At 40.3% G+C, this 12421-nt stretch carries 12 protein-coding genes; 5 read left to right on the top strand and 7 right to left on the bottom strand.

Annotated elements, in window-relative coordinates; genetic code table 11:
- Positions 1-36: 36 nt before the first annotated feature.
- Complete coding sequence (locus ACN20O_RS02525) at positions 37-1047, top strand: glycosyltransferase family 9 protein (protein WP_491636896.1); 1011 nt, start codon at positions 37-39, stop codon at positions 1045-1047.
- Here ACN20O_RS02525 and ACN20O_RS02520 read toward each other — a convergent pair.
- Together ACN20O_RS02520 and ACN20O_RS02515 are read right to left on the bottom strand one after the other, a co-directional pair.
- Positions 998-2671 carry an amidohydrolase family protein gene (locus ACN20O_RS02520; RefSeq protein ID WP_491636894.1) on the bottom strand — a complete coding sequence of 558 codons (1674 nt, stop codon included), beginning with the start codon at positions 2669-2671 and terminating at the stop codon, positions 998-1000. The genes ACN20O_RS02525 and ACN20O_RS02520 overlap by 50 nt on opposite strands.
- Entirely contained in the window at positions 2671-3705 is a 1035-nt protein-coding gene (locus ACN20O_RS02515; RefSeq protein ID WP_491636891.1) for a DnaJ domain-containing protein, read from the bottom strand. The genes ACN20O_RS02520 and ACN20O_RS02515 overlap by 1 nt, the downstream gene beginning before the upstream one ends.
- Before the next feature lie 62 nt (positions 3706-3767).
- Here ACN20O_RS02515 and ACN20O_RS02510 point away from each other — a divergent pair, with 62 nt between their 5' ends.
- Positions 3768-4769, top strand: a complete 1002-nt coding sequence (locus ACN20O_RS02510) for an enolase C-terminal domain-like protein (RefSeq protein WP_491636889.1) — start codon at positions 3768-3770, stop codon at positions 4767-4769.
- 55 nt (positions 4770-4824) lie between these two features.
- Here the strand turns inward: ACN20O_RS02510 and ACN20O_RS02505 are convergent, their stop codons facing one another.
- On the bottom strand, positions 4825-6063 hold the full coding sequence (locus tag ACN20O_RS02505) for a hypothetical protein (RefSeq protein WP_491636887.1): 1239 nt from the start codon (positions 6061-6063) through the stop codon (positions 4825-4827).
- A 109-nt stretch (positions 6064-6172) separates the two neighbouring features.
- Here ACN20O_RS02505 and ACN20O_RS02500 point away from each other — a divergent pair, with 109 nt between their 5' ends.
- From ACN20O_RS02500 to ACN20O_RS02490, 3 genes are all read left to right on the top strand, one after another.
- Positions 6173-6862, top strand: coding sequence for a hypothetical protein (locus ACN20O_RS02500; RefSeq protein ID WP_491636885.1), 690 nt, complete (start codon positions 6173-6175; stop codon positions 6860-6862).
- A 14-nt stretch (positions 6863-6876) separates the two neighbouring features.
- Positions 6877-8013, top strand: a complete 1137-nt coding sequence (locus tag ACN20O_RS02495) for a glycosyltransferase family 4 protein (protein ID WP_491636883.1) — start codon at positions 6877-6879, stop codon at positions 8011-8013.
- A gap of 96 nt (positions 8014-8109) precedes the next feature.
- Positions 8110-8940 (top strand): flagellin, encoded by an 831-nt coding sequence (locus tag ACN20O_RS02490; protein ID WP_491636881.1) that lies wholly within the window; start codon positions 8110-8112, stop codon positions 8938-8940.
- Here ACN20O_RS02490 and ACN20O_RS02485 read toward each other — a convergent pair.
- The 4 genes from ACN20O_RS02485 to pstB are packed head-to-tail and all read right to left on the bottom strand — an operon-like array spanning position 8918 to position 12419.
- Complete coding sequence (locus ACN20O_RS02485; protein ID WP_491636879.1) at positions 8918-10267, bottom strand: sensor histidine kinase; 1350 nt, start codon at positions 10265-10267, stop codon at positions 8918-8920. The two genes, ACN20O_RS02490 and ACN20O_RS02485, sit on opposite strands and share 23 nt — an antisense overlap.
- Before the next feature lie 3 nt (positions 10268-10270).
- Entirely contained in the window at positions 10271-10987 is a 717-nt protein-coding gene (locus ACN20O_RS02480; protein ID WP_491636877.1) for a response regulator transcription factor, read from the bottom strand.
- 2 nt (positions 10988-10989) lie between these two features.
- The gene (gene phoU, locus ACN20O_RS02475) at positions 10990-11625 is read right to left on the bottom strand and encodes a phosphate signaling complex protein PhoU (protein WP_491636875.1); all 636 of its coding nucleotides are present in this window, start codon (positions 11623-11625) and stop codon (positions 10990-10992) included.
- A gap of 17 nt (positions 11626-11642) precedes the next feature.
- Positions 11643-12419, bottom strand: a complete 777-nt coding sequence (pstB, locus tag ACN20O_RS02470; protein WP_491636873.1) for a phosphate ABC transporter ATP-binding protein PstB — start codon at positions 12417-12419, stop codon at positions 11643-11645.
- Positions 12420-12421 lie beyond the last annotated feature (2 nt).

The raw sequence follows: 12421 nt of genomic DNA, 5'->3' as shown, positions 1-12421 counted from the left end.
TCCAATATGAGTAATCTAGTTTATTATCATAGGAGAATGAAAATAAAGAAAGTTCTAATTATTCGCTTTTCCAGCTTTGGTGACATTGTTCAATGCTCGTCAGTTGTTGAATTAATTCGTCAGAAATTTCCTGACGCCAAGATTGATTGGGTGACGCGAAGTGATTTTGATTACCTGGTAAAACTTAACCATGACATCAATCACGTGTGGTCATTTAATAAAAAAGCAGGATTTAAGGGTCTTATTGAATTGGGATTTAAACTGCGCCAGGAAGGTTATGATTGTGTTTACGATGCTCACAACAACCTACGCTCATCAGTTCTTTCATTTATTTTACGATCGGCCTTTCCTTCGCCTTATTGGGTGACGAGATCAAAAGAGCGCTTAAAGCGTCTTTTGCTTTTTACTTTCAGAGTCAATTTGTTTCCCAAACCATTTAAAGGGATTCATTCCTATGAAGCCCCTTTAAATAAGTGGGGGATCACTCCGCATACAGATCCAAAACTAGTGGCATGGGATTTTAATCCTGCTGCACTAGAAAAAGTTTTGCCTTATATCCAACGTAAAAAAACCATTGTGCTGGTTCCATCAGCAGCATGGGAAATGAAAAGATGGCCTTTGGATCATTGGAAAAAACTGATTCAGGTGATGCCGGAAACTCACTTTGTAGTCTTAGGTGGAAAAGAAGATCATTTTTGTGAAGACTTAAAAAAAGTCTCACCGGAAAGAGTAGAAAACCTGGCGGGAAAACTTTCATTAGTTGAGAGCTGTGCGCTTATTTCTCGTTCTGATTTAGTGATTTCTGCAGACACAGGACTTCTTCACGTGGCGGATGTTTTAGGAATTAAAGCGCTTTCATTAATGGGGCCGACTGCATTTGGTTTTACAACCGGCCCACAAATTAAAACTTTAGAAATCGAACTTCCTTGCAGACCGTGCACAAAAGACGGGCGCGGAAGTTGCTCTCAACAAGTCTACCAGCGCTGCATGGTAGAGATTACTCCTGAGAAAGTCGCTGATGAAGCGCTCCTTCTGATCCGCGGATAGTCTTTCTCATTTCCCACAACAAATGACTGATGTAAGGTCTTCTGGTTTCCTTAGTGGCCACCATGAGAAGCTTCGTAATCTTTAAGCTCGTTGGGTTTGAATAAAGAAGAATCAAGAGTTCCTGAATATAGTTAGTCGAAAGAGTGATGTAATTATCTGTCCCAATCCCCAGCGATACACCTTTTTTCTCCCACCATGAAAACGGATGGTCTTTGTAATCAGGGAATGCACCGGTTAATTTCAGGTTAGAAGAGGGAAGGGCCACTAGTGAGACTTTTTTATTGATCATACGGTTTAAAACATCGTGCTGGTAATGCTCGATCTCTCTGGCCGTGTGGAATTTTGTCTTTAAAAATTTAACCTGCTCTTTTTGTGTAAGCTTTTCACCTTTGACGATTTTATCGCGGACTTCCTCATCCTGCCATTCCATATCCATGATTTCGTCGTATTCAAAACTCTTAGGGTCAAGAGGTTTTTGGTTTTGATTCATTTCCATGATTCTCTGGTAAAGCCTATGGAAGTAATAATTAGGATTGATCCCTAAACTTAAACCGTGCTCAAGTGTATCGATATGCCAGATGTTTAAAGCGTTATCCACCGCCTGAACTCCGAGTCTCAAAATTTTCCAGGTCTCTCCGTGGTGAGACCTGATCCTGAAGCCTTGATACTGAAGTCTTCTTAGCCCCGATTTCATTTCCATGAAATGTTTTTTTCTATAAAGCTCTCTTTCATCACCGACTGTGTCGACTTCACTTAAAACTTCTTTTAAGAAAGGGTATTTTTTTAGGATGTCGAGAATGCTCACAACTTGTTCGTCGAAATGCTCTTTTTTAGAGTCGTAAGCATTCTGGTCAAAAAAGTTGCTTTCCTTTCTAAAACTAGGAGAGAGGATGAAGTTGAAAAAAGGTTTTTCTGATTTAAACTTCATGAATCCTTCATAAAGTCCAAGGACAACATCATCTTCTGTCAGGTTTTCAAGACCAGGGATTTGTTCATCACTGATTCCCGTGCTGCGAGAAAGTGTGAACTTTAGTCTGATTTTTCCAACGTTATATTTATCATAAAGCTCTGAGGCCATATGATAAGCAGCTTCAACATGGGCCTCTTTAGTCGTCAGGATTAATTTTGAAAGATAAAGGATCTTGAGGTAAGTCTTAAACTGTTCGCCTTCTTTAAGCCTGATTAAACGGTCTACGTCATCGACTGAAGTGACTGGAATAGAGTCCTCGCCATAGACTTGCTTAATTTTATCTTCGTAAAGCTTTTTATCCGGCCCATCGAGGAGTTTTTTTAGTCTCGGGTAGATAAATTCTGCAGAGAGTGATCCGGTTAAATGGATATGCTCTTCGTGGTAAGAGAGAGGAAATTCCTTAAAGAAGCCAAAAAAAGCTTCTGAAAAGGGATGTGAGAGGATGGTTGAAATATCCACTTCATTGTTATGAAAGCCGGCTATGAGTTTTCTAAACTCCTGCAGAGACTTCTCCACAAGTGGGTTGCATTTTAATTCCGGGTGATAGGCCAGAAGCTCTAAAGTGTCGCTAATGGTGATCCCGTTGGTTTCGCTGATGATATCAATCAGAGCGTTTTTAATTTCATTGATGATTTTTTCTTTTTTCACAAACATTATTTTTTCCTGCTGGTAAGAATTAAATCATAGGCCTCTTGAATATGATTAAATTTGCTCAGGGCCTTTTTTTCCAGCTCTAACGGCAGATTCATCTGTCCGATTTTGTCCGGATGGCGGGCCATGGCGATTTTTTTATAAGTCTTTTTTATGTCTTCAAGTTCAGAGTCTTCGTCCATTTTTAAAATGGCATAGGCCGTCTCTAAATCTTTTTTGTGTTGCAGTTTTGGAAGCGGAGTCATGATGTCGGCATAACTTAAATAGAGCGACATCTCTTCAAAAAAGAGTGAAGGGTTTTTTGCCCACATATTCGCTTCTTTGGTAATGATTAAGTCAACAGCTTCTTTCATTGTCTCTTCTGAGAATTGCCCTAAAATAGGGGACTCGGAAAATAAGCGATCATCTTTTACTTTAGACTTAATGGTAAAAAGAACCTTAAGCTGTAGGGCCAGCATAAATTCATGTGAAGTTACATGACATTTTTTGGCGACTCGTTCAATCAGAGTCAGGTCTTTAGTTCTGATTTCGTCGATCATCATTAACACTAACATCAGGACAGAAAAATAGTTTTTAAGAGCTTCAGGATTTTTTTGGTTATCCACCGTCAGGAAACGTGCATAATTTCTTTTTTCCGCCAGCATGATAAAAGCGTTCACTTTACTTTCGGCCAATGTGTAGCCGTAGTGCCGGGTGATATCGTTCTGGATTTTCTTCGAAAAATCGCCGCCACCCCAACGGGTCTCTTTATATAGTGCTTCAACTTCTTTTGTCGGTGGAGGTGAAGGAGGTGAATTGTCCTGCAAAGGGCGAGAGGTTGCTTGAGGATTGTTTGATCTTTCTGTCAGGCCATACTGAGCACGCAGTCTTTCTTTTTGTCTGCGGATCATACTGTCGATGTCGTTGTCGGGTTCATACTGACCGGGAATCTTTTTTTTGATGGCCTCAAAAAAGACGGGAAGAACGATCTTTACAAACATGAAAAGAACGATGACACCAAGAACGACTCGAATGATAATTTCTTTATTAAGAGGCATAAACTATAGTATCATTAAAAAGATTCGTGCATTTAATAAAAATAGTTATCAAAGAGTAGGCAATGTTTAGCTGGTCGATAAAAGAAATTGAACTCCCTTTAAAATTTACCTGGAATATTTCACGAAATAGCTCAGATATTAAGAGAAATTTCATTGTAAAAGTTAAGAATGGCTCAATCGAAGCTTTCGGCGAAGTGGCCTTTAACGTTAGATACGGTGAATCCAGAGAACAAATCCTGGAGAAGTTCGAAGAGTTTAAAAATAATGCTCCTCAAGACTTCACCGGCGTTGAAAGTTTGGTAGCCTACCTGGAAACAACGGATCTTCCACAGTCACTTAAGTTTGGAATTGAATCAAGTTTTGTTCATTACATAGCGATTTTGTCGGGTAAGACTGTCCCTCAACTTATGGGCTGCAATACAGTGAGTTCAGTGAAGACGTCTTTTTCCATTCCTATTATGGAGATCGGGAAGATTGAAAGTTTTATCAAAGACAATAACCTTCAGCGCTTTTCTGTTTTAAAAGTGAAAGTAAACAGAGAAATCGCCCATGATTTTTGTGCGGAAGTTCTGCGTTTAACTAATGTTCCTCTGCGCATTGATGCCAACGAGTCTTTTGTATCAGCACAGGAAACCTTAAAATTCCTGGAGCAATTTCCCGATATCAAGCGCATTGAGTTTTTAGAGCAGCCGCTTTCAAGCAATGAGCACGATGAAGCTCTTGAACTAAAAAAACATTCAAGTGTCTTTTTGATGGCCGATGAGTCTGTGACGAAAGAAGAAGTAAACAGTTATCACGTTGAGCGCTTTCACGGTGTGAATATCAAGATGATGAAGTCGGGCGGATACTTGAAGGCCGTTAAGCAATTAAGACAAGCGAAGATGCTTGGTCTTAAAACTATGCTTGGTTGTATGGTTGAAACGAGCCTTGGGATTTCCAGTGCACTTAACATTTCAGGTGGAGTGGATTTCTTTGACCTGGATGGATGTTTGTTGATTAAAGATGATCCATACAAATTGGTCAGTGAAGAAAAAGGGAAGATCTTTTACTCTTATATTCAATAGTTTGTCGAAAAAGTGCGAAGCATTTTTATTTGTTAAATTTAAGAGTTCGACAGACTTAGAAATAAAGTTTTAAATCTAAATCAATGCGGTCGTAGCTGGCCGTATTCTTGGCATTAAGAAGTCTTTGCGCAGAAACACCAACATCAAAAGGTAATTCAAACTGCTTGCGTTTATAAGCTTCAATTGTCGAGAAACCAATACCAACTCTTACCCAGCGGCTTTCACTACCAGTGTCTTCCTCAAGAGCTCTTCTTACTTTTGGGTCGGCCACGTTGGTATAAGTTGTCACTTCTGTTTGTCCTAGAATCAGTGAACTGTTTAGGTTCATCCAGTATGTCGGGTTATAAGTCAGAGTTAAAGTTGTATCAATTTTATTTCCCAGTTTTTGGTTAACAGTTTTCTTCTGAGAAGAAAGAGGCATATCTACATCGTCAATCCATCTAACTTCTTTTTCAGAAGCAAATTGGTATGTGTAGCGCCCTTTGATATCAAATTGAAGTGTGTTATCAAGAAAGGAAATTCCGGCCGCAGCTTCAACAAAAGCATCGTATTGCCCGTCACCAGTTGAAACGTCTTGTAATGAATCAGGATCATCAGCTTCACCTGTTGGTAAAACTGCACCAGCGGAAATCGACATCCCACGGTCAGAGTAATCAGTTAGGCGGTAGATGAATCCAATTTCCGCATCTCCAAGAGCGTCCTTTTCCCATTTTCCGATTGGTTTGTATTTGTAGTAATTCACAACCAGAGACTGTAGCAGTTCTGAGTTGGTGCTTGGCAGTTGAAGAGTTAAGTCTTTAACGAATTTTCCAATCGCTGAATCAGGATTTGCATTTCTAATTGTTGCCTGGACAGCAGCGATGTTGCTTTCTTTACTTTGACGGAATTTGATATCAGTAGTGATGTGATACATCGGCACTGAACCATAAACAGTTAGTCTGTCAGTGATACCGAAGCCGTATCCAAAACCTTGTGCATTTACATTGGCCTCAACATCGGCAGAGAATTCACCTAATGAGAAATTAGAATAAGCTTCTGGAGAAATGGCCTTTAGTTGTTCGAAGTATGATTTGATAACTGAGCTAACATCTTCCAGACGACTAGAAGTAAATTCTTCTTTAAGGTCCAGAGTTTCCTGCTGTCCTTTAGCATCGTATTGAGATTCAATCTTTGAAACCATAACCTGCTTAAAAACGATAGTGTTGACGTTTTTTGGAAGGGTGTCGTACGAAGCTGACCAGGCGCTTTGGCCAATCATTCCTACGGCAAGAATGGTTAGAAGTGTTGATTTCATTATTAAACGAATTTTAGCCATAAAAGGGATAGGGAGGGGAAGATTCTGGAGGGAATGAAAAAACTACAAACCACCCCACAAAATTTGTACAAATGATATAAATCTAACAATGAAAAAATCGGCGCTTCTAACCCTTATTCTGGCCTCCCTTGTCCTTTTCACATCTTGTGGGAAGGAGAAGCTTACTCCTATGGTGAGTGCAGTAACGGTTAATGAGCTTCGCAACGACCAACCTATTAATTTCTCATACCGTATTGATTCCACACAGATAGATGAGTATGCCCGTGGGGCCGGAAAATTCCCGGTTTTTGGTAAGCTATTCCAGGCAATCGCCTTCGTATTAGCTAATACGACGATCTCTTCAAAGGGTGGGCACGAGCTTGAATTAGACCCTATTGATGTAGACCTCAATTCACTAGGGGATATTGATTTTGATTATATTGAATGGATTAGACTAGATTCACTTCTGGCCCATATTGATAATGCTAAAAAGAAAGACTCATTAGAGTTCATCGAAAAAGTGGAAATCTATGCGCTATTAAGTAAACCGATCGCAAGTCTTCCTGTAGATGATAATGGAATGACTCGACTGGTGTACTTTGACAAAAAAGTTCACCCTCTTGAGTGTAATGGGCGATGCCTGAATCTTAGAATCGAGAAAGTTAATTGGAAAGAAATCATCAAAAATAACCCGAAAGTGAAGCTTCAGCCGAAGATTAGCATTAATTCAGTTCCTAAAAGCACGATGGCCCTAGCTGGATCGGTGAGTTTTAGTATAAAATTCAACCTGGGCTTTTAACATTTAGGACATTCATGCGTCTTGGTTTTGACGGAAAAAGAGCAACTCAAAATTTCAGAGGGCTAGGCAATTACTCCAGAGGTCTTCTTGAAGGTCTTCTTCAATATTCAAATGAAGAAGTCTTTTTGTATTCTCCTCCAGTCAAAGATCAAAGGGCCATTAAATGGCTTAAAGAAAATGAAAATCACCGTCTGCATTTAAGAGAGCCACAGGGATCTATCGAACAAAAGGTTCCTTCTCTGTGGAGATCGTTTTCCATCATTAAAGATTTAAGAAAAGACCACCTGGACCTTTACCACGGACTCTCTCATGAGATTCCTGTAGGGATTGGCGCGCTTCCTTTTAAGTCTGTTGTTACGATTCACGATTTGATTTTTCTTCGTTATCCGGAGTTCTTTCCATTTATTGACCGCGTGACATATAAGAAAAAATTCACATATGCGAGTAAGAACGCTGATATGGTTTTGGCAATCTGTGAACAAACTAAGCGAGACCTGATTGAATTTTTAGGTGTTGATGAAAGAAAAATTTTAGTTCACTACCAAAGTTGTGATCCGGTTTTCTATGAAGAGCGCCCTTTTGAAAAAAAGCGTGAACTCATGAAAAAGTATCACTTCGAGCGCCCGTTTATTTTATGCGTGGGGGCTTTTGAAGAAAGAAAAAATCAACTCAACCTGATTGAAGCTTTCTCTAAAACTTGTCATCTGTATGAACAGGATTTAGTGCTGATTGGAAACGGGAAAAAGTATCTTGAAGCTTGTAAAAAGAAAGTCGAGGAGCTTAAGCTCTCTAACCGCGTGCGCTTTTTATCAAACATTCCTTTTGATGAACTCCCTCTTTTTTACCAGGCTGCAGATCTCTTTTGTTTTCCTTCACACTTTGAAGGTTTTGGTCTTCCGATAGTGGAAGCATTGTTTTCCAAGACTCCAGTTATCACCAGTTTTGGGTCATGCTTTCCGGAGAGCGCAGGACCTGATTCCGTCTATATTGATCCACTATCAGTCGCCGATTTAGCAGAGAAAATCACTCTTGTTTTAAATGATGTGGCCCTTCAGGAAAGAATGATAACTAAAGGATACGATTTCGTTCAACAGTTTCACCGTCAAAAGGTGAATGAAAAACTTCTTGAGTGCTACGCTCGTCTTTTTTAATTCAATCGGCAATTAATGCTCTAGGAATTTATTTCCGATAGGATACCAAGGTTTCACGGTTGAAGCCTGTTTGTGTTCCTCAAGGATGACTTTTTAATGCGAGTATCAACGAATATTAATTCGATGACTGCTCAGAGATATGTGCGTGCACACTCTGAAGAGCAGGCCCTGGAAGATAGTAAATTATCTTCTGGAGATCGTATTGTTCGCTCAGCTGTAGATCCTTCAGGTCTAGCGATCTCAGAAACCATGAAATCAAAAATCCGCAGTAACTATCAGGCGGAAAGAAACTCAAACGATTCAATCTCTCTAATGCAAGTAGCGGAAGGCTCTCTTTCGACTATGCAACAAATGGGGTCACGTCTTCGTGAACTAGCTATGCAAGCGGCCAACGATACAGTTGGTGAGGCAGAAAGAAGAGTTGTCGACTCTGAATTCCAACAACTAAAAAATGAAGTTAAGCGTATTACTGTTTCAACCAGCTTTAACGGAAACCATATTATTAAGGGTGGAGCAAGCAGCACTTACGATCTTCAGGTTGGAGTTGATGGGGTAGCAGAGCTGGATAGAATCCAGTACGACATGAGTAAAGTTATGGACTCACAAAATAACTTTGGTATCGCCAATGTCGACTTAAGAACAAAAGAAGGAGCTCAAAAATCACTGAGCGCTATCGACAATATGATGTCTCAAATTGGTGCCAGCCGTGCTCAATTAGGGAGTATGGGAAATAGAATTAATTCTGTTGTCCAGAACCTGATGGTTTCAAGAGAAAACATTTCAGCAAGTAACTCAAAGATCCGCGACACTGATATCGCTAAAGAAGCTGCAATTAGACTTCAGTCCCAGATTGCTCAAAGTGCCAGCCTTTCAATGTTAAAAATTTCTAATGATGCTCCAGGGGCTATTTTGAAGCTGGTAAGCTGATCGTAAAAATAGTTCCTCCTCCAGACCTTGAGGCCACCTTAATTTTCCCGTCGTGCTTTTGAATGATGTGCTTAACAATTGAAAGTCCCAGCCCAGTTCCTTCAATCTCACTCGATCTTGAAGAATCCACTCTAAAAAAGCGCTCAAAAATCCTATGATGTTGATCTTCCGGGATACCAACGCCATGGTCGCTGATTTCAATGATAGTAGAATTTTCATGAGCGTAAGAATTGATTTTAACTTCACCTTCGTTTTTGCTGTACTTGATTGCATTATCGATTAGGTTGATCATGACTTGTTCAAAGAGGTTGTAATCCACCATGACCATTGGAACTTTAAAATCAAAAGAGAAATGAATTTTCTTGTTGGGATAGTTATGAGCAATTTCTTCGGCCAGTGTTTCGATCAGCATTTCTAAAGAGACTTCTTCTCGTTGCAGGTCTTTTTTCTTTTCCACAGAAGTTAATCTTAAAAGATCGTTAAAGAGACTGATGAGTCTTCGGGAGTTGTTGTCGATCTTTTCAAAAACAGGTCTGAACTCTGTATCGAACTCAGGTTTTTTCTCCAGATTCAATTTCAAGGTTTGCATTTGACCGTTAAGAATCGTCAGCGGAGTGCGCACTTCGTGAGAGAAGTTTGCGACAAAGTCTTCGCGCATCTGATCGGCCATTTTTCTTTCCGTCACATCGTGCATGATGATCAGGTAGTTTTGAATGTTTTTTAACGGGAAAACAGTGATCTCAAAAAACTGCTTGAAAGAATCCTGGATCGGGTTGAAAGAAAACTCGCTGATCTTCTGAACTTCTGAGCTCTCCACCGACTTTTTGATGAAATCCTGAAAATAAAGATTTCTGGTCACTTCTAAAAGGCTTGATCTTGCCGCTTGCTCAGGAAGGGAAAATAGACTGTTGAAGGCGTGGTTAGAGTAGAGGATCATCTCTTCCTTATTAAAAATACAAACCGGATCGTGGAGAGAGTCCAGGAGGATTTTGTATTTTAAGTTTTCGATCTCGTACTCTGATTGAATAATCTGGTGATGGACATCTCTTTTAGAAAGAGAGTCTTCAATCACGGCCCAGCTCAAATCATCGGGCGGAACTGTGGACTCAAGCTTTTTCAAAAGACCCTTGGTTGGAAGGGCGAAGAACTTGATAAAAAGCAGGTTGAAAAAAATGAAAACAAACCAGACCAGAAGGTAGACGCTCCAAAAGGATGCGCCTACATGCAGGCCGAAAGATTTCTTGAAAAAATTGTAAACGAATGTCCCTAAGAGTAAGAGAAACAGCGCTTGAAAGAATAGAATTCTTTGATAGCGAATTTCGATCATACGTTACTCTTGGGCCACAACTCTATAACCGATCCCTCTAATAGTCTCGATGATGGCCGAGTAATCTCCCAGCTTCTTTCTTAGACCAAAAATATGGGTGTCGATTGTTCTGTCTGTTACATGAACCGGCCCGTCCTGGATGTATTCTACCAGTTGGTTTCTGGTCAGAACTTTTCCTGGAGAAAGCAGGAAGCAGCAAAGGATCTTGTACTCAGAAAGTGTCAGCTCCAGTGGTTGCCCCTCGATCCACACTTTACACTGATCCATATCCAGCATCAGGTCTTTGTGACGAAGAATATTTTTATTTTCTTGTGGAGTGTTTTTGATTTCCTGACGGCGAAGCAGAGATCTTACTCTCGCCATTAAAATCGCCAGGTCAAAAGGTTTTGTCATGTAATCGTCAGCGCCGGCATCCAGACCCTCAACGATTTGCTCAGGCGTGCTTAATGCTGTCAGCATCAAAATCGGAGTTCCTTTTGTCGGATTAAAAAGTCTGATGAATTTACAGATTTCCATTCCATTTACTGAAGGAAGCATGCGATCCAGGATAAAAAGATGGATACCTCCAGCTTCTTTCCCGTCATTGGCCTGAATAAAGTCCAGTGCTTTTTTTCCATCGCCAAAAGCAAAAACATTGTGACCTAAACTTTTTAGATGACCTTGAATCATCTCACTAATTTCTAATTCGTCTTCAACAACGACAACATTAGCGTTTTCCATAACTATTCCTTTTTACCAGTCTTATATTCAGGGTTGTGGCGGATATCCGAGCCCGACTCTAAGAAGATAACGTCTTCTGCAATGTTCTTAGCGTGGTCACCGATGCGCTCAAGATTTTTAGAGATTTTAATGATGCTGTAGCCTTCATCAAAGCCGATTTCATTATTTTTAATTTTGTTGATATAGTCTCTAACGATATCGCGGTTCATGGCATTGATTTCCTGATCGTGGTGAATCACGTCAGTTGCCAGGAATGTATTGCTTCTGACAAAAGAGTCTAAAGCATTTTTTACCATCAGGTTTACTTCTAAGGCCATATTCTTTAGCTGAAGGATTTCTCTTCCAATCGTGATTTGATGGCGTTTAATTTTTACTGATTGATCGCCCATGCGTTCAAGGTCAGCGTTGATTTTCATAACAGCGATCGCTGTTCTTAAGTCTTTAGCTGTCGGACTTTTTAAAGCGATGTATTTAAAACAAGCGTCGTCGATGAGCATATGAAACTCATTGATCTTTTTTTCCAGGTCAAAAATATCTTCCATGGTCTTGTCCAGGTTGAGTGAACCTGAAAGAGATGCTTCTACAAGACTCGCCATTTTTAAAACGTGATCGCGTAAATCTCTTGTACAAATATCCATATAATCCTTCCTTTGATTTAACCGAAGCGCCCTGAGATATAATCTTCAGTTTGCTTCACTTTAGGGTTAGTAAAAATGTCCGAAGACAATCCGTGTTCGATCATATTCCCGTAGACGAAAAATGATGTGAAATCGGAAATACGAGCTGCCTGCTGCATGTTATGGGTAACGATAATAACCGTGTACTCTTTTTTAATGTCGTTCATTAACTCTTCAATTTTTGCCGTCGCAATCGGGTCCAGGGCCGATGTAGGTTCGTCCATCAGGAGCACTGGTGGGTTAACGGCCAGGGCGCGCGCGATACAAAGACGCTGCTGCTGACCACCTGAAAGCGATGTACCCATCGAATTCAACTTATCTTTGACTTCATCCCAAAGAGCGGCCTTTCTTAAACAGCTCTCCGCTGTATCAAGAAGAGTAGAGCGTTTTGAAATCCCTTGAAGTCTTAATCCAATAACAACATTGTCCAAAATTGACATTGAAGGGAATGGGTTTGGCTTTTGGAAAACCATTCCAATTCTTCTTCTGACATCAACGACGTCGACTTTTTTATCGTAAATATTTTTTCCTTCAAGGAGAACTTCTCCGGCCGTTTTAGCGCCTTCGATTTCTTCGTGAATGCGGTTTAAGCAGCGAAGGTAAGTCGATTTACCACAACCAGAAGGACCGATGATGGCATTGATGGTCTTTTCGCGGTACTCGACAGTGATTCCTTTTACCGCATGAAAGTCACCGAACCAGGCCTGCAGATCGCGGGCCTCAAGAATAACTTTGGCATCTTTGTAATCGTTCATTA

It is taken from the genome of Bacteriovorax sp. As-1 (assembly GCF_058446905.1).
Note: the sequence above shows the minus strand (reverse complement) of the source record. Positions and strands in the feature narration are given on the sequence as shown.

Excerpts from the sequence above, each read along its gene's own strand:
- pstB (WP_491636873.1), bottom strand. The coding sequence starts at position 12,419 with ATGAACGATTACAAAGATGCCAAAGTTATTCTTGAGGCCCGCGATCTG.
- ACN20O_RS02490 (WP_491636881.1), top strand. The coding sequence starts at position 8,110 with ATGCGAGTATCAACGAATATTAATTCGATGACTGCTCAGAGATATGTG.
- ACN20O_RS02510 (WP_491636889.1), top strand. The coding sequence starts at position 3,768 with ATGTTTAGCTGGTCGATAAAAGAAATTGAACTCCCTTTAAAATTTACC.
- ACN20O_RS02520 (WP_491636894.1), bottom strand. The coding sequence starts at position 2,671 with ATGTTTGTGAAAAAAGAAAAAATCATCAATGAAATTAAAAACGCTCTG.
- ACN20O_RS02480 (WP_491636877.1), bottom strand. The coding sequence starts at position 10,987 with ATGGAAAACGCTAATGTTGTCGTTGTTGAAGACGAATTAGAAATTAGT.
- ACN20O_RS02485 (WP_491636879.1), bottom strand. The coding sequence starts at position 10,267 with ATGATCGAAATTCGCTATCAAAGAATTCTATTCTTTCAAGCGCTGTTT.
- ACN20O_RS02505 (WP_491636887.1), bottom strand. The coding sequence starts at position 6,063 with ATGAAATCAACACTTCTAACCATTCTTGCCGTAGGAATGATTGGCCAA.
- ACN20O_RS02515 (WP_491636891.1), bottom strand. The coding sequence starts at position 3,705 with ATGCCTCTTAATAAAGAAATTATCATTCGAGTCGTTCTTGGTGTCATC.
- ACN20O_RS02495 (WP_491636883.1), top strand. The coding sequence starts at position 6,877 with ATGCGTCTTGGTTTTGACGGAAAAAGAGCAACTCAAAATTTCAGAGGG.
- ACN20O_RS02500 (WP_491636885.1), top strand. The coding sequence starts at position 6,173 with ATGAAAAAATCGGCGCTTCTAACCCTTATTCTGGCCTCCCTTGTCCTT.
- ACN20O_RS02525 (WP_491636896.1), top strand. The coding sequence starts at position 37 with ATGAAAATAAAGAAAGTTCTAATTATTCGCTTTTCCAGCTTTGGTGAC.
- phoU (WP_491636875.1), bottom strand. The coding sequence starts at position 11,625 with ATGGATATTTGTACAAGAGATTTACGCGATCACGTTTTAAAAATGGCG.